This window comes from Bradyrhizobium sp. CCBAU 51745, assembly GCF_028128715.1.
GTDB lineage: Bacteria > Pseudomonadota > Alphaproteobacteria > Rhizobiales > Xanthobacteraceae > Bradyrhizobium > Bradyrhizobium manausense.
In genome coordinates, this window is sequence record NZ_LBJP01000080.1 from 1 (window position 1) to 23274 (window position 23274).

General features: G+C 65.0%; 20 protein-coding genes. 6 read left to right on the forward strand and 14 right to left on the reverse strand.

Annotated features, from left to right (window positions below; all coding sequences use genetic code 11):
* Nucleotides 1-211 (reverse strand): flagellin N-terminal helical domain-containing protein (locus XH98_RS21525; protein ID WP_442868622.1); only part of this gene is annotated, 211 nt, incomplete at its 3' end.
* A 322-nt stretch (nucleotides 212-533) separates the two neighbouring features.
* Between XH98_RS21525 and flbT the strand changes: the two genes are divergently transcribed.
* Nucleotides 534-959: a flagellar biosynthesis repressor FlbT gene (gene flbT / locus XH98_RS21530; RefSeq protein ID WP_237864948.1), complete on the forward strand. Its 426-nt coding sequence runs from the start codon at nucleotides 534-536 to the stop codon at nucleotides 957-959.
* Between the two features lie 70 nt (nucleotides 960-1029).
* Here the strand turns inward: flbT and XH98_RS21535 are convergent, their stop codons facing one another.
* The 9 genes from XH98_RS21535 to XH98_RS21575 form a co-directional block, all read right to left on the reverse strand.
* Nucleotides 1030-2532 carry a pyridoxal phosphate-dependent decarboxylase family protein gene (locus XH98_RS21535; RefSeq protein ID WP_271619841.1) on the reverse strand — a complete coding sequence of 501 codons (1503 nt, stop codon included), beginning with the start codon at nucleotides 2530-2532 and terminating at the stop codon, nucleotides 1030-1032.
* Complete coding sequence (locus XH98_RS21540) at nucleotides 2529-3776, reverse strand: hypothetical protein (protein ID WP_271619842.1); 1248 nt, start codon at nucleotides 3774-3776, stop codon at nucleotides 2529-2531. The genes XH98_RS21535 and XH98_RS21540 overlap by 4 nt, the downstream gene beginning before the upstream one ends.
* Before the next feature lie 16 nt (nucleotides 3777-3792).
* Entirely contained in the window at nucleotides 3793-5397 is a 1605-nt protein-coding gene (locus XH98_RS21545; RefSeq protein WP_271619843.1) for a hypothetical protein, read from the reverse strand.
* Between the two features lie 10 nt (nucleotides 5398-5407).
* Entirely contained in the window at nucleotides 5408-6187 is a 780-nt protein-coding gene (locus XH98_RS21550; RefSeq protein WP_271619844.1) for a hypothetical protein, read from the reverse strand.
* A gap of 70 nt (nucleotides 6188-6257) precedes the next feature.
* The gene (locus tag XH98_RS21555; RefSeq protein ID WP_271619845.1) at nucleotides 6258-8639 is read right to left on the reverse strand and encodes a flagellar hook associated protein; all 2382 of its coding nucleotides are present in this window, start codon (nucleotides 8637-8639) and stop codon (nucleotides 6258-6260) included.
* Nucleotides 8640-8657: 18 nt separating this feature from the next.
* Nucleotides 8658-10532 (reverse strand): flagellar hook-associated protein FlgK, encoded by a 1875-nt coding sequence (gene flgK / locus XH98_RS21560; RefSeq protein ID WP_271619846.1) that lies wholly within the window; start codon nucleotides 10530-10532, stop codon nucleotides 8658-8660.
* A gap of 34 nt (nucleotides 10533-10566) precedes the next feature.
* Nucleotides 10567-12819: a flagellar hook-basal body complex protein gene (locus XH98_RS21565; RefSeq protein ID WP_271599925.1), complete on the reverse strand. Its 2253-nt coding sequence runs from the start codon at nucleotides 12817-12819 to the stop codon at nucleotides 10567-10569.
* Between the two features lie 268 nt (nucleotides 12820-13087).
* A complete protein-coding gene (gene msrB, locus XH98_RS21570; protein WP_271619847.1) occupies nucleotides 13088-13600 on the reverse strand; it encodes a peptide-methionine (R)-S-oxide reductase MsrB in 513 nt (170 codons plus the stop codon).
* 86 nt (nucleotides 13601-13686) lie between these two features.
* A complete protein-coding gene (locus tag XH98_RS21575) occupies nucleotides 13687-15150 on the reverse strand; it encodes an NAD(P)/FAD-dependent oxidoreductase (RefSeq protein ID WP_271619848.1) in 1464 nt (487 codons plus the stop codon).
* A gap of 154 nt (nucleotides 15151-15304) precedes the next feature.
* On the opposite strand from XH98_RS21575, the gene XH98_RS21580 reads away from it, so the two are divergent.
* Genes XH98_RS21580 through XH98_RS21590 form a run of 3 tightly spaced genes read left to right on the forward strand, consistent with a single transcriptional unit; the run spans nucleotide 15305 to nucleotide 16791 of the window.
* Nucleotides 15305-15841 (forward strand): SixA phosphatase family protein, encoded by a 537-nt coding sequence (locus tag XH98_RS21580; protein WP_271599922.1) that lies wholly within the window; start codon nucleotides 15305-15307, stop codon nucleotides 15839-15841.
* Nucleotides 15842-15891: 50 nt separating this feature from the next.
* Nucleotides 15892-16317 (forward strand): universal stress protein, encoded by a 426-nt coding sequence (locus XH98_RS21585; protein ID WP_057749171.1) that lies wholly within the window; start codon nucleotides 15892-15894, stop codon nucleotides 16315-16317.
* A 15-nt stretch (nucleotides 16318-16332) separates the two neighbouring features.
* Nucleotides 16333-16791, forward strand: a complete 459-nt coding sequence (locus tag XH98_RS21590; protein ID WP_271599921.1) for a hypothetical protein — start codon at nucleotides 16333-16335, stop codon at nucleotides 16789-16791.
* A 211-nt stretch (nucleotides 16792-17002) separates the two neighbouring features.
* Here the strand turns inward: XH98_RS21590 and XH98_RS21595 are convergent, their stop codons facing one another.
* A complete protein-coding gene (locus XH98_RS21595; RefSeq protein WP_271599920.1) occupies nucleotides 17003-17239 on the reverse strand; it encodes a DUF1127 domain-containing protein in 237 nt (78 codons plus the stop codon).
* 186 nt (nucleotides 17240-17425) lie between these two features.
* On the opposite strand from XH98_RS21595, the gene XH98_RS21600 reads away from it, so the two are divergent.
* Nucleotides 17426-18769 (forward strand): aminotransferase-like domain-containing protein, encoded by a 1344-nt coding sequence (locus XH98_RS21600; RefSeq protein ID WP_271619849.1) that lies wholly within the window; start codon nucleotides 17426-17428, stop codon nucleotides 18767-18769.
* Nucleotides 18770-18779: 10 nt separating this feature from the next.
* On the opposite strand, the gene XH98_RS21605 is transcribed toward XH98_RS21600, so the two are convergent.
* Complete coding sequence (locus XH98_RS21605; protein WP_271619850.1) at nucleotides 18780-19379, reverse strand: YdcF family protein; 600 nt, start codon at nucleotides 19377-19379, stop codon at nucleotides 18780-18782.
* A 65-nt stretch (nucleotides 19380-19444) separates the two neighbouring features.
* The gene (locus XH98_RS21610; RefSeq protein ID WP_271619929.1) at nucleotides 19445-20032 is read right to left on the reverse strand and encodes a hypothetical protein; all 588 of its coding nucleotides are present in this window, start codon (nucleotides 20030-20032) and stop codon (nucleotides 19445-19447) included.
* 60 nt (nucleotides 20033-20092) lie between these two features.
* Between XH98_RS21610 and XH98_RS21615 the strand changes: the two genes are divergently transcribed.
* Nucleotides 20093-20536, forward strand: coding sequence for a hypothetical protein (locus XH98_RS21615; RefSeq protein WP_271599916.1), 444 nt, complete (start codon nucleotides 20093-20095; stop codon nucleotides 20534-20536).
* Here the strand turns inward: XH98_RS21615 and XH98_RS21620 are convergent.
* On the reverse strand, nucleotides 20533-22932 hold the full coding sequence (locus tag XH98_RS21620) for a bifunctional diguanylate cyclase/phosphodiesterase (RefSeq protein WP_271619851.1): 2400 nt from the start codon (nucleotides 22930-22932) through the stop codon (nucleotides 20533-20535). The two genes, XH98_RS21615 and XH98_RS21620, sit on opposite strands and share 4 nt — an antisense overlap.
* Nucleotides 22933-23274 lie beyond the last annotated feature (342 nt).

A 23274-nucleotide genomic window follows, 5' to 3' on the forward strand; every position in this document is an offset into this window, starting at 1 on the left:
CGCCGTTGGCGATGCCATCGAGCAAATTGTTGATGTCGCTGGCGCGGTTGTCGAGCGACTGTGCGGTGAAGAAGTTGGTGGGGTTGTCCAGCGCCGAGTTCACCTTCTTGCCGGTCGACAGACGCGACTGGGTGGTGGCGAGGAGATCGGCGGTAGACTGGAGGGAGAGCAGGTTCTGGCGAACCGAAGAGGAGAGGACGATACCGGACATACTGTTACCTTTCTGGTAGCTACGCGTCCTGTTTGACCGACATTGATCAAACGACCGGCGGACGGTGCCTCCGAGCCTCTAACAATCCGTGAAATGAAACCGGTGGTTTCTCCGCGTCGGACGGAAACGCCTCGCTGCAAAGGTTCTGACCGGCGTCGTCGCAGGGGCGCAACGCATTGGCACCGCTTGATTTTTCGGCTGCCGCGAAAATGTTAACGACCCGTTAACCACATTCAGCAAGGATTGGACCCAAATCAGGGCGGGCAGCCGTTATTCGGGAAGGGTGCGCCGCTCGTTACAAAAGCGTTGATGGAGAACAGGCATGGCCCTCAAGGTCGAGCTCAGACCGCACGAACGCATCATCGTCGGGAACTGCGTCATCACCAACACCGACCAGCGGGCCCGCCTTCTGATCGACGGCGACAACGTGCCGATCCTGCGTGAGCGCGACATCCTCACGCCCGAGACCGCCGATACCCCGGCCAAGCTCGTCTATCTGGCGGTCCAGCTCATGTACATCTCGCCGGACCCGCAGACCCAGCACGGCACCTATTTCAACCTGGTGCGCGACATCGTCACCGCCGTACCGAGCTCCTGGCCGATCATCGAGGGCATCAACAACAACATCCTGAACGGCGACCTCTACAGGGCGCTGAAGGACGCTCGCAAGCTGATCGCCTATGAAGAGAAGCTGCGCGACCAATACAACGCTGCGCATCCCGAGGGTCACGTCAGCACGGCGGCCTGATCTCCGCAAGAAGTTCGCGCAAACGACAACGGCCCCGGATCATCTCCGGGGCCGTTGTCGTTTCAGCTGATCACGAACACTGCGCCGCGAGCGGCGGCGCCTCGACCTCGATCAATCCGCCGGTCCGCTGCATACCGAACCTGATCACGGCCGCCACCAGCGCATCGATATCGCTCTCGGCGGTACGATGGTTGACGATCGCGGCGCGGATCGCGAACTTGCCGTCCAAAATCGTGCTCGACGGCGCAGCGATGCCGGATTCCTGGACATCGGCGACGATCTCGCGATTGACCGCGTCTGCGGCGCGGTAGCGGAAGCAGACGATATTGAGATTGACGGGCGCCAGCAGCTCGAGCCGAGGCTCGGCGAGAACACGCGTCTCCAGATATCTTGCGAGCGCACAGCTTCGCGCGATCACCTCGCCAAGTCGGTCAGTGCCGAACGTCTTCAGCGTGAACCACGTCTTCAGCGCACGGAAGCCGCGCGACAGATCGGGGCCGAGATCGCAAGGCCAGACAGTGCCGGCCGCAAGCCCCCTCGCCTCGCGGCTCAGATAGGCCGCCGGCTGCGCAAACGCCTGCTTGTGACGTTCGCCGTCGCGCACCAGCAGGAAGCCGGCGTCGTAAGGCACCTGTCCCCATTTGTGGAAGTCGAGTGCGATCGAATCCGCAAGCGCGATGCCATCGAGCAACGGCGCGAGCTCCGGCGACAGGATCGCGAGCGCACCGAAGGCGCCGTCGACGTGAAACCAGATGCCTTCCTCGCGACACAGCTCCGCGATCGCCCTGAGATCGTCGATCGCACCGATGTCGACAGTGCCTGCCGACGCCGTGACCAGGAACGGCTTGAAACCGACTTCGCGATCCACGGCAATCCTTGCGCGCAGAGCAGCGACATCGATCCGATGATCGGCATCGACTTCGATCTTGCGCAGCGCATCGGTGCCGAAGCCGGCGATGTCCATGGCGCGAGAGATGCAGCCATGCGCGGCCTTCGACGCATAGGCCGTGAGCAGCGCACCGTCGCTGCTGATGCCGTGCTGCCGTGCCAGCGTGCCGAGCGCATTCGTGCGCGCCACCAGCACCGCCATCAGATTGGCCATCGACGTGCCGGTGACGAAGATGCCGCTCGCACCTTGCGGAAAGCCAAACAGGCCGCGCATCCACTCGACGATCTGGCGCTCGATCTCGATCGGCATGTGATCGCGCCCGCCGAGATTGGCGTTGAGGCCAGCTGCAAGCATCTCCGCGACCATGCCGACGGCGGTGCCGCCGCCGTGCACCCAGCCCATGAAGCCGGGATGAACGTTGCCCGTCGCGTAAGGGGCGACGTGCTCGGAGAACTCGCGATAGACGTCAGCGAGATCGGTTGCCTCGCGCGGCACGTCGGTTCGAATAGCCGCACGGACCTCGTTGGGGATCGGCTGCCAGACTGGCCGCGCGCGGACATTGGCAATGCCGTCGATCGCCTCGTCCAGCATCTGATGGGCGAGGTCGCGAAACGCGCTCCAGTCCTGCGGATCGAGCGACCCGTTCGTGGCGCCGGCCTTCGGATTGCGGATGATCTCGTTCATGCTGCGCTTCCCACGCCCGCCGTTGCGGTCCCCGCGGCATGCCGCGACAGCATCGCTGTGAATGCGGCAAAGATCTTGCGCATCTGCGGCGGCTTGTATGGAAACACGACAGGCGAATCCATGTTGTGCACGACGGCGGTGTTGTCGGCTTCGAACACCAACAGCTCGCCTTTCTGGTTCTCGGCGCAATCGACGATGAAGTAATCAAGCCCGACGCGCCGGCTCATTTCGTCAAGCGCGGATCTGTGGCGCGCGGCGAAAGCGCGATCGAAGTCCTGCATGAAGATGGCCTCTTCAGCCCGCTTCTCTTCGCTAAACGCCATGTAGGCGTTGAGATACCAGATGTCCCAGCGATCGGCGATCGCCATGTGGCAGGCATAGGGCTTACCGTCGACCACGGTGAGCCGGATTTTTCGATAGAGCCCGTCGGGGCTCGCGTAGTTGACAAAACGCGCCACGAAGAAGTCCTGCTCCTGTCGCTCGGTGAGATAGGCCGCGAGCGCGGCGGCATCGTCGAGCTTGGCAAGTCCAACGCCGGCATGCGTACCGCGCGGCCGCACAATCATCGGAAAGTGCAACTCGCCCGTGATCTCCGAGCAGGCAATCCGGCCTTCCGCCAGAGCGGTCAATTGTGCACGGGTCGCATGGGCGGTCACGGGAATGTCGAGACCGGGAATACCGGCGAGCAGCCGGAATAATTTGTCGCGATCGAGATTGCCGATCAGCTCGGGGCGATTGAGCAACGGCCGCGGCCAGTTCGGCGCAGCCTTTGCGATCAGCGCAAGCGCTTCGCGGCATTCCTCGGAATCAGATGCGACCACGATGGCAACGTCGTGCTCGGGCAGCGTTTCCGGCAGGCCTTTGTCCTTGGTCACATAAAGCGTCAGGAGCTCGATGTCGGAACCTTCGAGCAGGAATTCGATCGGCGTGTTGCCGCCCATGTCGATGTCCGCTGCCAGAGCCAGCACGCGCAGGCCCGGCTTCGGCGCAGCGGTAGGAGTCCGAAACAGCTGGTGGAACGAGAGCACCTCGGACTGGATGACGAGCCCGGCTTCCTTTTCCCCCATCAGCTGGGCGATCAGGGACAGATCCAGGCCCTCGCCAGCCTGCGCCGTCCCTTCGGCAATTCGCGCCAGCAGATGCTCGCGCAGCGGGTGCAGGTCGACACCCTCGAAGGCCTGGCGCGTCAAATGCGCAAAGCCGATACGGTCGGCATAGTCGGGCGCGGCAAGCGGATGCAACATTTCACACCTATACGGGCTACGCCGGCACAGCGGCGGTACGGTCAAGCAGCAGCTCGATCTTCACCAGGACGTGGGCGATGCGATCGAGAATGTGCTGCACATTACGTTGCGCTTGCGCGCTGTCGGCCGACCAGGCCTCGGTGACGTCTCGCGCGCCGACACAGAGCCGCAACGCAGCCTGCGGCGCACCGTCCGGCTGCTGCAGCCGCACCGGCTGGCCGACGAGGCAGCGTTGCGCCGCGACCTGCCGGTCCGCGGCGCTGCCGCCGATGTCATCGTTCATGGCGCGCGCGAGCGCGCGATGGACGGTGCTGGTATCCGAGATCGACACCGGCCTATTGTGGCGCATCAGGGTGAACGGAAAGATCGATCGCTGCATAAATTCTTCATCATCGGCATCAGCAGTGCCGACGGGTTGCGGGACGGCACGCAGCGACGGCGACAGCGCGATCATGCTGTCGATGCCGGCTGCCAGCTCGGCCATCGCCTTGGTGCGGAAGGCGCCGGGCACAGCATAATAGGTGCCGATCTCGGCCAGGGCCGCTTCCCAGCGCAGCCATTGACCGAAATTCGGACGGCGTTCGAAGCGCGAGCGCAGCGCCGTCCACGCCATCGGCCAGTCACAGCGGCCGGCATAATCGAAGAAATCAGGCGCGATCCGGTCGATCCGGTCGAGCGCCCGCGACAATCCCTTCGGCAGCAGCAGCGCGCCGCTGAAGGCGGGGCCGCCGAAGAACTTGGAGCCTGTTATCAGCACCATGTAGCCGCGATCGAGATAGAGGCGCAGCCGGCGGCGGCCGAGTCGCGCCTGGCAGGCATCGACGACGATCTGAACCTCGCGCGGCCAGCGCCGCGCGATCTCGTTGAGACAGGCGAAACTTGGCGCGCGCCAGCCGAGCTTTGACGAATCCATGATGTGCAACAGAACGCGCCGGCCTTGCGCGAGGCTGGCTTCGATTGCACGGATGACAGCATCATCCGCGTCAGGACGCATGGCGAAGCCGGAAGCGGCGTCAAGCAGCGGCACCGCGATCGTGTCGCCGGCAAGGCCCGAGATCGCTGCGTCCTTGCGCACCGCAACGCCGCTCGCCGTCACCGTGCTGAAATGGTGCCCGCGCGCGGTATGAACAGTGCCGCTGCCGGTCTGGTCGGCACCCACCACGATCGTCACCGGCGGCGTGCCGAGCACCGCGTGGGCAAGGAACAGAGCGTGCAGCTGGGAATCCGTACCCGATGGCGAGAACACGACGTCGACGCTCGGCGCGAGCAGGAAGTGGCCGCGCAGCTCCGCGCGCATGTCCTCGCAGCGCCGGTCGAAGGCGATCTCGACCTCGTCGAACAGCGATTTGTGGACCAGTTCCTCGCGCGCCAGCGCGGCGCGATCATAGGCTCCTTGCGAGATCGTCGATGCGGTCGAAGAGGCGAAATTCCAGATCTCGGGCTCAGGCGAGGATCCGCAGCCATAGGCGTTGACGCACTGTTTCGGATCAAGCGCCAGCCGCCCGTCACCGCCGGAGACGAGCAGCGTATCCAGCGGCGTGAACAGATCGCGCAGACGATAGCGCGAGCCGCCTCCGGATGCGCGCGCGATGTCTGCCGGGCGGGATGCGCCGATGCTCATCCCGACAAGCTCACGCCGCGCCGGCCGCCGCAGGCACGGCAGCGAATTGCGAGGCGATGTCGCCGTGGAACACCGAGGGACCGACATGATCGAGCGGGCTCTGGATGTCGGCCCAGATCTCGCCACCGATATCGGTCCAGCGCTTGCAGAAGGCGAAGTCCTCGGAGAGGTAAGTGCCGGTCGCCGGATCGATCATGCATTCGAACAGCGCGAACCGGTTCCGACTCGCGGCCAGCGTATCGTGCGAATGCTCGCGGAAGAACTGCAGATTGGCGTAATCAGGATGGCGGCACATCGCCTCCAGCGCCTGGCGGCGGATCATGAGGAAGCCGGTGCCCGCATAGCGCACGCGGGTAAAACCGTTGACCACCACGATACGATCGGGGTCCTCGATCTCGAGGACGTAGTCGAGCGAGGCCGCCGGCACATCGATGCGTCCCGACTGGATCGCCCGCGCAGCCTTGCCCCAATTGACGCGCTTGATCGGATAGCAGCCCGCGACGACATCGGCGCCACATTCGATCAGGCGGAACACCTGCTCCGGCCTGAAGCCGATATCGGCATCGATGAACAGGAAATGTGTCGCGTCGGGGTCGTCCAGGAACATCGCGACCAGATTGGCCCGTGCGCGCGTGATCAGCGCATCGCCGTCGCGCAAATGTACCTTGAGGGCGAGGTTCGACATGCCGTGCAAGGCGCGCTGCAGCGCGAAGATGGAGCTCGCATAGATGCTCGAAACCTGCCCGCCGAAGCAGGGCGTCGCCACCACCAATTGCATCTTGTCCGACATTGACGGCTCCGCCCGCTCCAATCCTCTCCAAGAGGTAAACAGGCATGGTTAACGGCGCCTTAATGCGCCGTTACAGGAACTTGACCAGCGAGAGCTCCGCGAGCTTGGCGGTCGTCTGGTAGGACGCCTGTAGCGCGTTCTGGAGCGACAGGATCTCGCTCGCGACCTGGTCGGGCGAAGCCGATTCCGCCTGGTCGACGATGGTCTGGAGTTGCGCCTTGGCCTGGGTCTGGCGCGTGGTCGCGTCCTTCATCGTGTTCTGGGCCATCGCGATGTCGGTCTGGATGTCCTCGATCTTCTGTTGCCCGGCCTGCGGCGTCAGCGCCTGCGTGGTGCGCAAGGCCAACGCGGCCACCTGCCCGCCCGCATACTGCCCGGTCGGCGAGGTCGAGAACGTGCCGAACACGGCGATCGCCTGCAACTGCTTGCGGATCGCGGTCTCGTCGGCCTGCGCGCCATATTGCACGGTGACGGAGTCATCCACCCGCGCCACCGCAGTCGAGCGCGCCGAGCCCGGCCCGTCATTGCCGGTGTACCATTTCACTGTGGTGGCCGAGCCGTTCACCAGCGTCGTCGCCGAGCCTAATGGCGAAGAGCCGACGCGCAGCGGGGCCTTTGCCGCCGTGACCGGGGACGTCGTGAAGCCGAGCGCCCCGAACGCCGCGCTGTTGGAGCTCGTGATGTTGAGGCTGCCGGGATCGTCCGTGTTGATCGTGATCACGCCGCCATGGATGGTCGACGGCTTCGTGGTGCCGGTGAGCTGATCGATCTTGCTGAGGAGAGTTGCGACGTTGTCGGTAATGTTGATCTGGTTTGGCCCGGTGGCGCCCGAGGCGACAAAAGTCAGCGTCTGACCGTTCACCGTGATGGTGTCGGCAGGCGGCCCCGCCTGGAACGCAGATTGGAGGACTTCCGGGCCGCCCGGGGTCGCCGTGCCGCTCAGCACGGTTGAACCCGTGATCGGAGGCGTCGACGGCGTGTTGACGCCTCGCGTCACGCTGCTGAGACCGAGCGCCGTGGCCGCCGGGCCGGCGGTGACCGTCACGTCTGTGGCAGTGCCAGTCGCGATCTGGATATTGCCGCTGGCGCTCAGGGTCACGTTGGCGGCGGGGATGCCGGCAGCCGTCGCGATCGCATTCAAGATGTCGGACACTTTCGCGACGCTGCCCGACGCCAATCCGATCGTGGTATTGCCGCTGGCCGACGTGACCGTGGCGACGTTGGGGTCGAAGGTGATCGTGTGGGCGCCGCTCGCGCCGGTGATGGTCAAAGTAGTACCGGTCGGAGCGTTGGCGAGCGCGCTGAGAACGGCCCCGTTGAGATGGGGTGTCGCCGAAGGATCGAGCGACGTCGTCGTTGTGGCAGCCGCCGATGCGCTGTCCTGCAACGCGACCGACCCCGTCCCGGTCGTCGAGGTATAGGGTGAGACCAGATTGCCGAGGGCCGCACCATTCGCGGTGGCGGATCCCGCCGTATTGAAGAAGTTGTCGCCGGCGGCGACGGCCGATGCGGCCACCAGCGAGGTGCCCGCCAGCTTCTTGATTGCGGTGTTCAGCGCGGTGTTGAGGTTCGCCGAGGTGATGGCCGGGTTGGATGGGACCGCTGGAATGATATTGGGATTGCCGGGATCGATCGCAAAGCTCCCGACCGGCGTCGGCGTCGCAGTGGACGCGGTCAGGTCGATCTGCTCGGTCGAACCATCGGGCAGCGTGAACTGCACGCTGAGCTTGTCGCCATTCTTTGGATTGACGCCATTGAGATTGACCGAGAACGATACCGGCGAGCCGCTCGGGCCGGTGACGGTCGCGCCCGTCAGCGTCGAGGACACCGCCGCGATCTTCAACCCGAACGGCGACGTCGGCGAATCCTCCTGCACCTGGATCGCGCCGGATGGCAACGTCGACTGCACCAGCCGTCCCATGCCGTTGGCGCCGAGATCGGCGGCCTGGCGCTCCGCCATGACGGTCTTCAGGCCCGCTTGCGTCGTGGTGCCATTGATGATGTCGCCGGCATTGGCGACGGATTGCGTGTTGTAGGCGGTCCCGGAGAACAGATAGCGGTTGCCCGACTGCGTGTTGAGGACGCCGACCATCGAGCCGAACTGCGCGGCCGCCGTGTTCTGCGCCACCGTCTGGCCGTTGACGTTGAGATCCTGCGAGGTGCCGGCCGAGCCTGTCTGCACCGTGTTGCGGATCGTCGTCAGCGACTGCAGCGCGGTGTTGGCGAGATTGATGTTGACGTTGACGTTGGTAATCGTGTCGGTATAGGCGGCAATGTTCGAAAGCTGCGCGCGCGAGGCGATCGCAAAGCCTTCGTTGGTGCCCATGCCGGAATAGTTCTGCGACAGCTTGCCGGTCGAGAGCTGCGTCGACAGGTCGGTGAGCTGCTGGTTGATATTGCGGATCTGCGCGCCGAGGACTGACGAGCCGTAATTGATGCTGCTGATCGACATGTTTCAGAGCCCTACTGATTACCCTTGAGCCTGGATCAACGTGTTCATCATGCTCTGCACCACCGACATCACGTGGGCGTTGGCGGCATAGGCATTCTGGAGCTGGATCAGGTTCGACATCTCCGAGTCCAGATTGACGCTGGAGGTCGAGTTGAACTTGGCCTGCAGCGTCGAGACCACGACGCTCTGGCCCTGCTGCAGCTGGGTCGCCTGGGTCGAGGCGTTGGCCTGCACGCTCAGGAACTGCTGGAGGTAGTTCGAAACGCTGCCGGTGAACGGCTGGCTGGCCGAGCCGAGGCCGGTCTGCGGCGAATAGGAGTACACCGCGCTGGTGAGCTGCGAGTACAGATAGTCCGAGCGCGTGGTGTCGCCCGTGGGCGTTACCGGCGACGTATTGTAGATCGACAGCCTGGTCGGATCGGCGGTGAGTTGCGTGTTTACGGCGATGCGGCCGGCAAGGCCGGTCATCTGCAAGCCCGTCCCCGTGATTGCGCCGGTGTAGAGCGCCTGGCCACCGTCGGTGAACAGCGGCAGCTGCGGGCCACCCGAGGTCAGCGAGGAGACCGTCTTGCTGCTCGACGCCGCAGTGACCTTGGCGAGGCCGGAATTGTCGTCGGTGACGCGCAGCACCGTCGCGCTCGCGGGCGACGGGGAAAACGACAAATGGGAGCCCGGCAGCGCGGTGTTGAGCGCGGATGCGATCGCGCCCATGCCGCTGGAAAAATTGACGCCGATCTGCATCGGATTGGCATTGGTGGCGTTCTGGAGCGGCAGCGCGGTCGGATCGGTCACGTTCACCAGCGTGATCTGGCGCTGGGTGTTGGTGGAGTCGATATAGGTGATGTTGACGGTGTTGCCCGGTTGCGCGCCGGCAAGATCGATGTCGAAACCTGCGGGCGGACCGGAAACGGTGGTGCCCGCCGTGGTCTTGTCCGACAACGCGCTCGACATCGTCGCGGCGAGCTGGTCGACCTGGTTCTGCGCCTGCACCAGCGTCTGGTCCCGCAGCTTCAAATCGGCCGCGATCTGCCCGGAGGAGACGACGTTGTTGCCGGCGACGTCGATGGAGGAGCCGTTCGGCAGCTTGATGCTGAGCGCGCCAACGCCTGATTTGGCGGGATCAATATTATAGAGCGACGTAGCACTCAGCGCGCCAACGGACGCGAACGAGAATTGCGAGGCGAGGCCCGCACCGACCAGCTGGATGCCTGTCGTGGTGTAGATGTTGGCCTGGTTCGATCCGTCGGTGGTGACGCGGACGTCGACATATTTCGACAGCGCGTTGATGGCCTGGTCGCGCTGGTCCATCAGGTTTGCTGCGGACGGGTCGGTGGCCGCCAGGCCCTGCAGCTTGGTGTTGATGTCGGCGATCTGGTTCAACGCCGCATTGGCGGCTTGCGACGAGGTGCTGAGATCCTGCTCGACGTTGGAACGCAGCGACTGAATGCCCTTGGTGGTGACGTTGAGCTGCGTCGCCAGCGCCTGTGCGGCGCCGAGCGCGACCCGCTGCGCCGACGACGAGCCTGCGCTGGTGGAGAGCGCCTGCAGCGATGAGGTGAAATTATTCAGCGCGTTTTCGAGCGTGCCGCTGTTGCCGGGCGTGCCATAGACACTCTGAAGCTGCTTCAGAATGTTGGCCATCTGGTCGGCATAGCCGCTGCCGCCGGTCTCGGTGCGCAGCTGGTTCTGCACATAGCTGTCGATGTCGCGGCTGACGCCTGTGGTCTTAGCCGTCGCGCCGAAGTCACCGGTGCTGACTTCGATCTGGTTCGGCGTCTGGGCAACGTAACCCGGCGTCTGCGAGTTTGCGACGTTCGACGAAACGATCGACAGCGCAGCCTGGTTGGCACGCAGACCGCTCATCGCACTGGCAAGGGCTGAACTCAAACCCATCTTACTTGCCGCCTTTGGTTACGTTACGCGCCGATCAGCGCAACACGTTGAGGAGATCCTGGACCATCGAATTCGCCGTCGTGATCACCTTGGTGTTGGCCGAATAGGCCTGCTGGGTCACGATCAGCTTGGTGAACTCGTCGGCGATGTCGGTGTTGGATCCCTCCAGCGACGAGCCGCTGATGGTGCCCGAGGCGCCGTCGATCGCCGGACCCGACTGGTCCGTCGCCGCGTAGGCGCCGCCGTCGAGAGCCTTGAGGTAGTTGGTGCCGTTGAAGTGCGACAACGACACCTGCGCGAGGTCGAGGTTCTGGCCGTTGGAGAAGGTGCCGACCACGAGGCCGTTATTGTTGACGGCGACCGAGCGGAGCTGGCCGGCGGCGTAGCCGTTCTGCGTGATGGTGTTGATAGTCACCGCGCCACTGGTCGAGGCATATTGCGTCAGCCCGCCGGAGGAGATGTTGAAGGCGACCGAGCCGAGCGATTGACCGCCGACGCTGACGTTCGGGATTGTGATGCCGGAGCCGCTTGGCGACGTCAGCGAGCCGTCGGCCGCGAAGGTGAAGGCCTGCCCGGTATTGACCCAGCCGACCGCCGTACCGGTCGCGTTCGGGTCGGTCTGGTAGAACAGGTTCCAGCTGTCGGAATGACCCGGCCCCAGCGAGGCGCTATCGGTTTTGGCCCAGCGCAATTGCAGGTTCACCGGCGTGCCGGCGGCGTTGTAGGCCGTCACCGCACCGCCGCTGATCGATTCCTTGGTGAATGTCGCGATATCGTTGCCGATCACGCCGCCGGTGCCTGCGGTGCCACCTCCGTTGCGATTCTTGGTGATGGTCGAGGTGAAGCCGAGCGCGGCGAAGGCGGCGCTGTTGGAGCTCGACACCGACAGGTTCGAAACGGTGCCGGTGTTCAGCGTGATCACGCCACCGGCGCTGACCGATGATCCCGACGCACCGGAGAGAGCGTCGATCTTGCCGAGCAGGGTCGTAATGTTGTCGGTGACGTTGATCTGGTTCGCGCCGGCCGCGCCCGACGCCATGAAGGTCAGCGTCTGACCGTCGACCGTGATCGTGTCGCCCGCAATAAACCCCGATGTGAGCACCTCGGCGCCGCCGGCGGTCGCGGTGCCGCTCAGCACCGTGGCACCCGTGATCGCTGGAGAGGACAACACGTTGCCGCCGCGCGTCACGCTGCTGAGGCCGAGCGCGGTCGCCGCCGTACCACTGCCGACCGCCACGTCGGTGGTCGTGCCTGTCGAGATCTGAATGTTGCCGCTCGCCGTCAGGGTCGCCGTGACACCGGCGCCGCCTGCGGTTTGAATCGCGGTCAGGATACTCTGAACCGTCGCCGTCGTGCCGGCGCCGAGACCGATCGTGGTGTTGCTGCCCGCCGTGGTGACGGTGGCGCCGCCGTTGAAGGTGATGGTGTTGCCGTTGATGGTCAGCGTCTGGCCGCTCAGCGCGGTGAGGATGCTGGAGGCGAGATGGGTGCCCACCGTGTTGTCGAGCGACGTGGAGGTCGATGCCACCGCGGCCGAATTGTTCTGGAGCGCAACCGTCCCCGTCCCCGTCGTCGACGAGTACGGCGATCGCAAATTGCCGGTTGCGGCTGCGCCGGATACCGTCGCGTTGGTATAGGGCGCGGGCGGAGTGCCGACCGGCAGCGGGTTCGCGGCGAAATCCGAGGGGTTGATACCGCCGGCTGCCAGAAGCGTACCGGTCGCTGCGGTCGAGCTCGCCACCGTGTTCGGCACGCTCGGCAGGTTGGCGGCGTATTGGATTGAGGTGGTTGCCTGCGCCGGGATGAAGTTGTTCTGGAATTTCAGGACGCTCGCAACGTTGCCCTGCGGGTTGCCGGTCTTCGGATCGACCGTGACGCCCATCAGATAGTAGCCGGCGCCGTTGACGAGGTTGCCGTTGGCGTTGAGCTGGAAGTCGCCGCGCCGGGTGTAATAGGTCACGCCGCTGAACTGCGGCAGGTTGTCGACGATGCTGGTGGCTTTCTGGATCGAGAAGAAGCCGTCACCGGTGATCGCCATGTTGGTGGCGACGCTGGAGGACGAGATCGTTCCCTGGGTGGTGATGGTGGCCTTGGCGTTGGCCGTCACCCCGCCCGCGACCTGCTTGCTCGGGACCGAGGCGTCGGGAATGAGATCGACGAAGCTGGTGCCGATGCCCTTGTAACCGGTGGTGGACGAGTTCGCGATGTTGCCCGAGATGTTCTGAAGCGCGTAGGACTGCGCCTGCAGGCCACCCACCGAGGTGTTCATTGCATCGAAGATACCCATAACTTTGTCTCCAAATCCGGTCTCGGCGGCCGGTCGACCATGGCCGCAGTCGGGGAGACAGTCGCAAGGCCTATGCCAAGGCGGGTATCCTCACGAAATCAATGGCTTAAATAGAAATGCCCCAGCCGAAGGACCGGGGCATAATTGCCGGACCGGCAACAATTGCCGGGGCACATTGTCGTACCGGAGCGCTGCGTGAGCAGCGAATCCGGAACCTCGAGATTCCGGGTTCGGTCCTGCGGACCGCCCGGAATGACACCTCAACGCCCTACGTCGCCGACGGCGTCGCGGGGTGGAAGACCAGTCCGAAGCCGTCGATGCAATAGCGCAGCCCGGTCGGCTTCGGACCGTCGTCGAAGACGTGGCCGAGATGGCCGCCGCAGCGCCGGCAGTGCACCTCGGTGCGCACCATGCCGAAGCTGCGGTCCTCCGTCTTGCCGACATTGCCCTCGATCGGCTGGTAGAAGCTCGGCCAACCGGTGCCGCTCTCGAACTTGGTCTCCGAGCTAAACAGCGGCAGGTCGCAGCCGGCGCAGGCGAAGACGCCCTTGCGGTGCTCGTTCAGCAGCGGGCTGGAGCCCGGGCGCTCGGTGCCTTCCTTGCGCAGGATCTCATATTGCTGCGGCGTCAATTGCGCCCGCCACTCGGCGTCGGTCTTCTCGATCTCGAATTTTTGCGCGGCTTTCTCTCCAGCCTGCGCTGGCGTTGCCCTCAGCCAGCGGAAGGCCGAAAGGCCGAACAGGCCGGCGACAGTGGTTAGCAGGATGCGGCGGTCAAACATCTCATTCTCCGTACGGGAGCGTCTACGCCCTGAGATACGGGCTCTGACGGACAATGTTACACGTCCAGTCGGGATTTTTCGCGCCCTTATTGCGAGACGCCCTGCTCCCGCGCGGCCGGTTCCGCCTGCTCCGTCGCTGCCGCCTGCGGTGGCGCCGGCGCCAGTCGCGGCCGAACCCCTGAGGGCTGGTGGCGCGGACCGGTGCCGGCGGCCCGGTTGGCCTCGGCGAGGCGCGCCTCACGCTCCCTGTCCTTCACCCGCGCCCGCTCGCGGTATCGGGCCAGCGTCCCCGCGGCGGACGAACTCGCCCTGCCCCAGAGGCCGACCAATTGGCCCGCGACCCGCCCGGTCGTGCCGCCGGCCCAGACCAGCTCGAACGGCGCGAACAGCTTCCAGCGCTCCTCACCCCACAGAATGCTGCGCGCGATCAATTGCCCGGCCATGGCCGACGTGTTCATGCCCTGGCGGCCGAACCCGCTCGCCACCCACAGGCCTTTGCGCAGCTGCCCGATCTGCGGCATGCCGTGCACGGTCTGGCCGGTGGCGCCGCCGAATGTCTCCGATATCTCGACATTGCCGAGCTCGGGGAAGATCGACCGGATACGGCGCTTGACGCTGCCTGCAAAGCGCTGCGGTCGGGCGGCCCAGGTGGTTTCCGGGCTCTCCCACATCAGGCGGTCGCCATCGACGATGCGGAAATGATCGACGCCGTCGTCATCCATCACCGAGCCCTTGAATCGGATGATGTCATGCACGCGCTCGCCGAGCGGCGCGGTGATGCCGGCATAGCGCGAGACCGGCAGCAGCGTATCCGACAGCCGCCGCAATGGCGCACCGAGATGAATGTTGCCGGCCAGCACGATGTGGGAGGCGCGCAGCCGCGCCGAAGGCGTGACGATGCGCTTGCGGATGCCGGAATGGTCGATGCTGACGACAGGCGTGTCCTCGAAGATGCGCGCACCGGCGCGTCGCGCCAGCGCGGCGAGACCATGGACATATTTGCGGCCGTCGACCTGGAACGCTTTGGGATAATAGACCCCGTGGAAGTAACGATCGGTCTTGAGCGCCGCGCGCACGCGATCGACCTGCCAGCCTTCGACCTCGGTATCGAAATCCTCGTACAGCATCTGGAGCCGGCTGATCAGCCGGTCGCCGGCATCGACGTTGGAGACCTCGAGCACGCCCTTGGTGAGGCCGATATCAGGCATGTTCTCTTCGGTGACGTTGGCCCGGACGAGCTCGGCGCCCTCCTTCGAGAGCCCCCACAGCTCCCTGGCATCCTCGAAGCCGATGCGCTCGATCAGATCGGTGAGCGGCAGCGCGAAGCCCGGCATCACGGTGCCGAGCTGGTTGCCGGAGGCGTTCCAGCCGATGTGACGGCCCTCGAGCACCGCTACGCTGGCCCCGAGCCGTGCCGCCTCGAGTGCCACGGAAAGGCCGGCAAGCCCTGCCCCGATCACGCAAATATCGGCGTCGAGATCGAACGACAGCCGGACACGCTCGCGAAGGCCGGCTTCTTCCTGGGACGCGCTTGTGAAAGTCTCGCTCATGTCGTTTTCTTAGAGCATGATCCGGAAAAGTGCGCAGCGGTTTTCCGACAAGATCATGCTCAAAACAACAACTTGATACCGAGCAGGCGCTTGTCACCTTGTCCTCAACAGGCACCTGTAGATTATCCTGGACGTGGAACGATTCGAGAATGCCATGCGCCGTTTGATGCTGCTGCGTCACGCCAAGACCGAGACCGACGCGCCAAGCGGCCGCGACCAGGACCGCCGTCTCGACCATCGCGGCCAGCGCGACGCCGCCGAGATGGGCGACTGGATGGCCACCCATCCGCCGGTCCCCGAGACCGTGCTGGTATCGCACGCCGTCCGCGCCAGGCAGACCTGGGACCTCGCCTGGGAAGCGATGAAAGACCGCGTCGCAGCGCCGCGGGTTGAGGTTCTGCCGGAACTCTATGGCGCCGATCCCGCGCAGATTCTCGAAACCATTCGCACTGCAACGATCCCGGCCAATCCCAAGCGGCTCCTGCTGGTCGGGCACAATCCCGGCATGCACGAGGCGGCGCTGATGCTGACGGGCAGCGGCGACAAGGCCAGTGCCAAGGCGCTCGCCGACAATCTGCCCACGGCGGGGCTTGCGGTCCTCGACTTTGATGTCAAGGATTGGGGGGACGTGGCCTACCGCCGCGGCAAACTGGTGCTGTTCGTCAGCCCCAAGCTGCTTCGACTGGGATGATCGCGCGACGTGCCGGGAGAACGTGCTGACCGGAAGATTTGGAGGCGCAGATGTTCAAGTCCATTCTCGTGCCCATCGACCTCGCCGACACCGATCTGGCAAAGCCAGCCATCGCGACCGCGACGACGCTGTCGCAGAACTGGAGCGGATCGGTCCGGCTGCTCAACGTGCTGCCGATGACGCCGGTGATGCTGGCCGAATATGTCCCGGCCGACTTCGACGAACAGCAGCGCCAGACCTCCGAAGAGGCGCTCGCCATCGTCGCCCGCGAATCCGGCATCGACCCCGCCCACATCTCCACCGTGGTGCGCCAGGGCGGCATCTATCACGAGATCCTGGAGGAAGCCGCGCAGATGAAGGCCGACCTGATCGTCATGACCTCGCATCGGCCGGCGATGCGCACCTATTTCCTCGGCTCCAATGCCGGGCATGTGGTGCGTTATGCCAAATGCTCCGTGCTGGTGGTGCGGCACTAAAACGGGAGCAATGGCGTGAAGCAATTCTGGCGGAGATGGACCTACGAGATCCCGCTCGCAATCGGCGATGCGCTGTGGGAGGTGCTGGTCGTGCAACTTGCTGCGCTGCTCGACAGGCTGACGGTGCGGAAAGTCATCGCCTTCATTCCCGTCGTCATCCTCATCTGCGCTTACTATCACAACATCCCGATTCCGCCGGAGCTCATGTTGATCGGCGACTTCCTCGCCTATATCGACATCTTCTCGGTGCTGTTCCTGCTCGGCGTGCTGAGTCGCATCACGACGGTCGTGTTCGTCGTCAAACAAGCGGCGGCGCGGATCGCCATGCTGGCGGGCAGCGTCACAGCACGGATGCAGCGGCTGGATGTCCGGCATGGGCGTCAGCGTAGCGCTCCAACGCGGCCGCATCGCAAGCCTGGCGCATCCGAGGACGATCGAATTTATGGTGTGTGGGGCCAGGTTGCACTGGCTTGATCCGGACGGTCTCGTAGGGTGGGTTAGTCGAAGGCGTAACCCACCACTGATGCTTCTGTGGAGGCAGAAGCGGTGGGTTACGCTTCGCTAACCCACCCTACGCAGCAAGAGCCGGGGCCCATGCCTCAGCGCACCGTGCGGCTTCCTGGGTCCCGGCTCTGCGCGGCAGCGCAAGAACACTGCAGCGCGTCCGGGACGCAGGCGAGCAAGATCACAGAAACCGGCTCAGCTCGGCCTTGAACTGCCCGTACACGGCGTCCTCGATCTGGCTGCGGTTGATGCCGATGTCGCGCAGGGCGCGGTCGTCGAGCTCGTTCAGCGTCTTGACGGCGGAGCGGCGCTCCAGGCGGTCGAACAGCGCGTAGGCAGCATTGACGAGCGTGGCAAAAAATCCGCTCGAGGTGGATGGGCGTAAGCTCCGCCCGGCAGTTTGCGAGATCGTGGTCATGTTTCTTCTCCGGCCATTGGTCCTACGCGGCGAAGCGAATGCCGTTGGCGCAAACGCTGGAAGCGCCTGCACCTCATGTGCCGTCGGATTGCTCTCGCTCCCCTCGGCTCCATCGCGGACCTTGATGGAACTTAAATGCTCCAGTACATTTCTCGGAGCAACAAAAACATTGCTCTCGGTGCAATAATGTCCAAGTTCGAATACGTGAAGCTTGCGGATGCCATTGCCGCAGATATCGCTAAAGGGACGTTAAGACCCGGCGACCGGCTGCCGCCGCAGCGCAATTTTGCCTATGATCGCGGCATTGCCGTTTCGACAGCCAGCCGTGTCTATACGGAGCTGCTGCGCCGTGGGCTCGTGGTCGGCGAGGTCGGCCGCGGCACCTTCATCTCCGGCGACATCAGGCGCGAGGTCGAGACCATCGCCGAGCCGGCCGACGCGCGGATCAATTTCGAGGTCAATTATCCGTTATTGCCGCAGCAATGGGCGATGATCGCCAAGAGCCTCGCCGGGCTCGAGCGCGTCGATGCGCTGGAAGCCGTGCTGCGCTCATCGACCAGCACCGGCACCAAGAGCGCGCGCGTTGCGGCCGCCGCCTATCTCGCCCGCAAGGATTTTGCGCCACAGGCCGAGCAGATCCTCTTCACCGCCAACGGCAAGCAATCGCTCGCCGCCGCGCTGGCAGCGCTGGTGCCGACCGGCGGCCGCTGCGGCGTCGAAGCGCTGAGCTACCCCTACGTCAAGAGCATCGCCGCGCGGCTCGGCATCACGCTGGTGCCGATTCCGATGGACGAATTCGGCGCGCGGCCCGATGCGATCCAGAAGGCGCATCGCGAAGCGCATCTGTCGGCGCTGTATCTGCAGCCGATCATCCAGAATCCGCTCGGCGTCACCATGAACGCGACGCGGCGCGCCGACATCATGCGCGTCGCCGAGAAGCTCGATCTCACCATCATCGAGGACACCGTCTACGGCTTTCTTGCCGACGATACGCCGCTTGCAGCGCTCGGGCCGGACCGCTGCATCGTGCTCGACAGCCTCTCCAAGAAGGTTGCACCGGGCCTGGCGCTCGGCATCCTCGTTGCGCCGCCGCACTTGCGCGAAAGCATGATGAGCGCGGTGCGCACCGGCGGCTGGATCGCCTCCGGCCACGCACTCGCCGCCGGACAACGGTTGATGGCCGACGGCACCGTCGCCGAGCTGACGCGGCTGAAGCGCATCGACGCGGCGCGGCGCCAGCAGACCGCGGCACGGCTGCTCGCCGGCTACCAGCTTTCGGCCGATCCGCGCTCATATCATCTGTGGCTGACGCTGCCGCCGCATTGGCGCTCGCAGACCTTCGTCGCCGCGGCGGCACGGCGCGGCATTGCATTGACGCCGTCCTCGACCTTCGCGGTCGCGCACGGCCATGCACCGAATGCGGTGCGACTCGCGCTTGCCCCACCCTCGTTCGAGCAGCTCGATTCCGGCCTGCGTACGATCGTGTCGCTGCTCGGCACCAAGGAGGAGGATTTCGACTCGACGGAGTAGCCCCTCGCCGTCAGCGCTCCGGCCATTCCGCGATAAAGCCCTTCGCCTTGTACGGCTCGATCTTGTCCCATTCGTGCAGGACACGGCGACGAAATTCGGCATCGGTATGCCAGAGCGTGCGCGGCGTCGCAAAGCTGTCGACGGTGAGCAGCAGCTTGCTCACCTCGGGCCAATGCCGGTGCAATGTCATCGGATAGCGCCGCGCCGTCCAGGTGTTGCCGAGACAGATCACGCTGCGGATGTTGCGCAGGCCCAGCGCCGCATCGATAACAGGCAGCGAGAAGATCACGTTTTCGCCGGTGTTCATCGCGGCGTGCTCCTCCAGGATCCGGTCCGCCGGAATGCCCGCTGCGACCATCGCCGCCTTGATGATGGCGCACTCGGATTGCTCCGAGCCCGGGGTGACGCCGCCGCTGACAATCGACCAGCGGTAAAAGCCCTCGCGCCACAGCCGCGCGGCGGTTTCGACACGCAGCGCAACATCCTCGCGGGTGCCGAACAGAAACAAGAGATCGGCCGGCACAAGCGGCGTGTCGATCAGATGGATGCGATTGATCTCGGCGATCTCGTCCGCCGTCGGCAGGCGCGTGCTGCGATTCATTGACCTCATCGCGGCACGATGCGGGAAGCGCGCGCGGCGGCGAAGTCAATTTTGATTGCGGCGCATTGCAGACGTTAGGGCAGCAAGGAGCGAGGCAGTTGATCAAAACTGTAGCTGCGCGGCTGGTTGCGCCGGACGAAGCCGCCGACCTGCCAGACGAACAGCGCCGCAAAGCCGAGGATGAACAGCACGCCGGCAAACTCGCCGATCAGCAGCGCGCGGATCAACAGCCCGGCCATAGCCAGGGCCAGCAGCGCCAGGAAGGCGAGCACGGCGGCATAGGTCTTGCGGCCAAGGCCGGCGGTCAGCTCGGCCCGGCTGCCGGCCTTCGCCATCCGCGCGTGCAGCGCGACGATGAAGTCGCGAAAGCCATTGTCCTGCGGCGCCATCAGCGCCGCGGTCTGCCAGCTCGTCGACAGGATCGCGATGCGACCGCCCTTGGCATGGCTGAGATCGGCGCGAAAGCGGTGCTGCTGCATCGAGACCGGGCGGAACGACAGCCTGATGGCACTGATCTCGTCATAGCGCCAGAGGCCGAAGCGGCCGGCGATGTGCCAGGACAATCCTTCGTCCGTCAGCTCGAAGCGATGCGCCGAACCGATCAGCGACGCCTTGTAGGCGTAGCTCGTGACCGATCCGCCCTGCCCGTCCGACATCTGCATCACCCGATCCCGCTTGCGATCCGCTTGCACGATCGCCCTTTCCCATCCTACAAGCGAGGCATGGCTGAGACGATCTATTTTCCGCGCCGCCTGATTCTCGGGGCTGCTGCGATCGCGGGCGTACTGCTTGCGCTCGCGGTCCACATGCTGGGTGCGCGCTACGGGCTCGACCTCGGCGGCCTCTGGCGCTCCGACCCGCACGAGTTCATGCCGACCGGCGCTGCGATCGCCTGGTGGCTGATCGCGACGGTCGGATTTTCCGGCGGCTATTTCACGGCGACGTTGATGCAGAGCGCCGTCTCCGGCCAGATCCCGCAGCGGATGCGCCAGTTCCTGATCGTGGTCGGCGTGCTGCTGCTCGCCGGCGCCGGGCAAGCGGCCTCGGCGCCGAGCCCGCTTCCGACCGTCTCCGGCGTGCTCGCGGGCCTCGCGGCGCTGTGTCTCGGTGCCGTGATGGCCTTCTGCGGCGCGCATTTCGCGCTGCGCGGCGGCAAGCCCAACTAAGCCGAAGCGCGCAGCCGCGGCCGATCCAGCATCATCCCGACTTCGCAGGCGGGCCGCGGCTGGCTGAACAGATAGCCCTGCGCCTGGGTGCAGCCCTCGCGCCGGAGCAGCTCGAGCTGCGCGTCGTTTTCGACCCCCTCCGCCGTGGTGACGATGCCGAGGCTGCGGCCAAGGCCGGTGACGGCGCGGATGATCGCGACGGAATCCTCGCGCGTGGCAAGCTCGGACACGAAGGAGCGGTCGATCTTGATCTTGTCGAAGGGAAAGCTGCGCAAATAGCTCAGCGAGGAATAGCCGGTGCCGAAATCGTCGAGCGAGATCCGCACGCCCATGGCGCGCAGATCGTGCAGCGTGGTCAGCGTCGCCTCGCTGTTCTGGAGCAGTACGGATTCGGTGATCTCGAGCTCGAGGCGACGCGCTGCGAGCCCCGAATTCCTCAGCGCCTCCGTCACCGATGCAATCAGGTTCGGACTCTTGAACTGGACCGGCGACAAATTGACGGCGACGCCGATATCATCCGGCCAGGTCGCGGCATCCGCACAGGCGCGGTGCAGCACGAGCTCGCCGAGCTGGACGATGAGGCCGGTCTCCTCCGCGAGCGGAATGAAGTTGATGGGCGAGATCAGGCCGCGCTCCGGATGATTCCAACGCAACAGCGCTTCGAAGGCGACAACGCGATCGCTGACGACGTCGCGGATCGGCTGATAATACGGCTGGAACTCATCGCGCTGCAGCGCCGCGCGCATATCCATGTCCAGCAGGCGCCGGGCCTGCGCGCGCGCATCCATACCGGTTTCGAAGAAGCGATAGGTGCCGCGGCCGTCGGCCTTGGCGCGATATAGCGCCAGGTCGGCGTTTTTCAGCAGCTCATCCGGATTGCTGCCGTCCTGCGGCGACAATGAGATGCCGATCGAGACGCCGATCACGATCTGATGGTCCGCGATCTCGTAGGGCGCGGAGATCACCTCGACGATTCGTCTTGCGAGCGCCCGCGCTGCAGCCTCCTCCGATCGGCCGATCTGGACCACGGCGAACTCGTCGCCACCGAGACGGGCCACGGTGTCGTGCTCGCCGACCGTCGCCTTCAGCCTTTGGCCGACTTGCTTCAGCAGCGCATCGCCAATGGGATGGCCGAGCGAATCATTGATGTCCTTGAAGTGATCGAGGTCGAGACAGAACACCGCGAGCTGGTCGTTCGCGGCCGCCCGACGCAGTCCCTGGTCGAGCTGCTCGTGGAACAGCACGCGGTTCGGTAGATTGGTCAGCGCGTCGTGACGCGCCATGTGCGAGATCTTGGCCTGCGCGTCCAACCATTCGGTGATGTCCTCGAAGGTTGCGACCCAACCGCCGCCCCGCATCGGCTGGTTGACGACGCGGATCGAGCGCTCGAACCGGCGAACGACGTCCGTCGTTGTCCGTCCCTCCCGGGCATCCTCGACGAGGCGCGCGAAGAATTGTTCGGCATCACCGTTCCACTGGCCCTTGGCCGCCTCCTCGCGGAGAATATCGAGCAGGAGGCGGCCGGTCAGCTGCATGTCGGAGCGGCGGAGCATCGCCGCGTAACGCTCGTTGAACAGGATGATCTTGCCTTCGGCATCGAACATGCACAGTCCCTGCGACATGTTCTCGAGGGCCGTGTCGAGCACGATCTGCTGGCGCCCGATCTCGCCCTTGGCGCGACGGTCGAGCACGGCGGCCGTGAGCGCGATAGCGATGATGGCAACGGCCGCGCTGGCGGTCATGATGGACAACGACGCCGGCGGGATCGCAAGGCCGCTGATTGCAAGCGTCGGATCGGGCGTCAACTGCAGTGCGCCCATCGCGGTGAAATGGTGTGAGACGATGGCAGCGGTGAGCAGGATCGTGGCGCCCAACGCGTTGGACAGGCTGTCGCTCCGCCCCGCGACGAACAGGGCGGACGATCCAAGGACAATGCCCAGCAGAATCGATACCGCGACGGTGCCGGCGGTCCAACCGACATGGGCAGGAATCTCGAACGCCATCATGCCGGTGTAATGCATGGCTGCCACGCCGCCACCCACGACAGCGCCGCCAAGCGCGACCAGAGCTCCGCGCGTCGTCGAAACCGAAATACTGAGACCGATGAAGGTGACCGCAATCGCAAAGATCAGCGAAAGGATCGTCACGGGGATGTTGTAGGCGCCACCGGCGCCGGGCCCGTAGGCCTGCATCGCGATGAAATGGGTTGCCCAGATGCCGCAACCCGTCACGACAGCATCGAGCGTGATCCACACGAGGCGGGCACCGCCATTTGCCGCTCGCGCCCGATGAAACAGACTGATTGCCGCCGCGCTCGCCAGCAGGCACACGGCGCCGCCGAGTGCGACCAGCCGCCAATCATGCTGGTCCGTGAGACAAAACAGAACTTGATACATCGCCGGCCCCTGTTCCATCAGGCACTAGAGCCGGCAGAGATGGACAGTCGGTAACCGGCGCGGCGCCGGTTACCGGATTGGTGAACAGAGAATGTGTGTGGCCGCTCACATTTCTCGCCCCTGCGCGATGACGCCAAGGCCGATCACGCAGGCGGCCAGCAGCAGCACCGCAGCCGATATGATTAGCGATTGGTGAAGCGCGCCTTCTCGACGCTACCGAGCAAGACGCCTCGGTTGCAGCCCCATGCCAACTCTACGCCGCGCTCCCGTTGTCATGTTTCGACAACGACCGAATGATGTATACCCGAAACGCAAGCGCCGCGCGGGAAAACCGCGCGGCGC

Excerpts from the sequence above, each read along its gene's own strand:
- flbT (WP_237864948.1), top strand. The coding sequence starts at position 534 with ATGGCCCTCAAGGTCGAGCTCAGACCGCACGAACGCATCATCGTCGGG.
- XH98_RS21535 (WP_271619841.1), bottom strand. The coding sequence starts at position 2,532 with ATGAACGAGATCATCCGCAATCCGAAGGCCGGCGCCACGAACGGGTCG.
- XH98_RS21540 (WP_271619842.1), bottom strand. The coding sequence starts at position 3,776 with ATGTTGCATCCGCTTGCCGCGCCCGACTATGCCGACCGTATCGGCTTT.
- XH98_RS21545 (WP_271619843.1), bottom strand. The coding sequence starts at position 5,397 with ATGAGCATCGGCGCATCCCGCCCGGCAGACATCGCGCGCGCATCCGGA.
- XH98_RS21550 (WP_271619844.1), bottom strand. The coding sequence starts at position 6,187 with ATGTCGGACAAGATGCAATTGGTGGTGGCGACGCCCTGCTTCGGCGGG.
- XH98_RS21555 (WP_271619845.1), bottom strand. The coding sequence starts at position 8,639 with ATGTCGATCAGCAGCATCAATTACGGCTCGTCAGTCCTCGGCGCGCAG.
- flgK (WP_271619846.1), bottom strand. The coding sequence starts at position 10,532 with ATGGGTTTGAGTTCAGCCCTTGCCAGTGCGATGAGCGGTCTGCGTGCC.
- XH98_RS21565 (WP_271599925.1), bottom strand. The coding sequence starts at position 12,819 with ATGGGTATCTTCGATGCAATGAACACCTCGGTGGGTGGCCTGCAGGCG.
- msrB (WP_271619847.1), bottom strand. The coding sequence starts at position 13,600 with ATGTTTGACCGCCGCATCCTGCTAACCACTGTCGCCGGCCTGTTCGGC.
- XH98_RS21575 (WP_271619848.1), bottom strand. The coding sequence starts at position 15,150 with ATGAGCGAGACTTTCACAAGCGCGTCCCAGGAAGAAGCCGGCCTTCGC.
- XH98_RS21580 (WP_271599922.1), top strand. The coding sequence starts at position 15,305 with ATGCGCCGTTTGATGCTGCTGCGTCACGCCAAGACCGAGACCGACGCG.
- XH98_RS21585 (WP_057749171.1), top strand. The coding sequence starts at position 15,892 with ATGTTCAAGTCCATTCTCGTGCCCATCGACCTCGCCGACACCGATCTG.
- XH98_RS21595 (WP_271599920.1), bottom strand. The coding sequence starts at position 17,239 with ATGACCACGATCTCGCAAACTGCCGGGCGGAGCTTACGCCCATCCACC.
- XH98_RS21600 (WP_271619849.1), top strand. The coding sequence starts at position 17,426 with ATGTCCAAGTTCGAATACGTGAAGCTTGCGGATGCCATTGCCGCAGAT.
- XH98_RS21605 (WP_271619850.1), bottom strand. The coding sequence starts at position 19,379 with ATGAGGTCAATGAATCGCAGCACGCGCCTGCCGACGGCGGACGAGATC.
- XH98_RS21610 (WP_271619929.1), bottom strand. The coding sequence starts at position 20,032 with ATGCAGATGTCGGACGGGCAGGGCGGATCGGTCACGAGCTACGCCTAC.
- XH98_RS21615 (WP_271599916.1), top strand. The coding sequence starts at position 20,093 with ATGGCTGAGACGATCTATTTTCCGCGCCGCCTGATTCTCGGGGCTGCT.
- XH98_RS21620 (WP_271619851.1), bottom strand. The coding sequence starts at position 22,932 with ATGTATCAAGTTCTGTTTTGTCTCACGGACCAGCATGATTGGCGGCTG.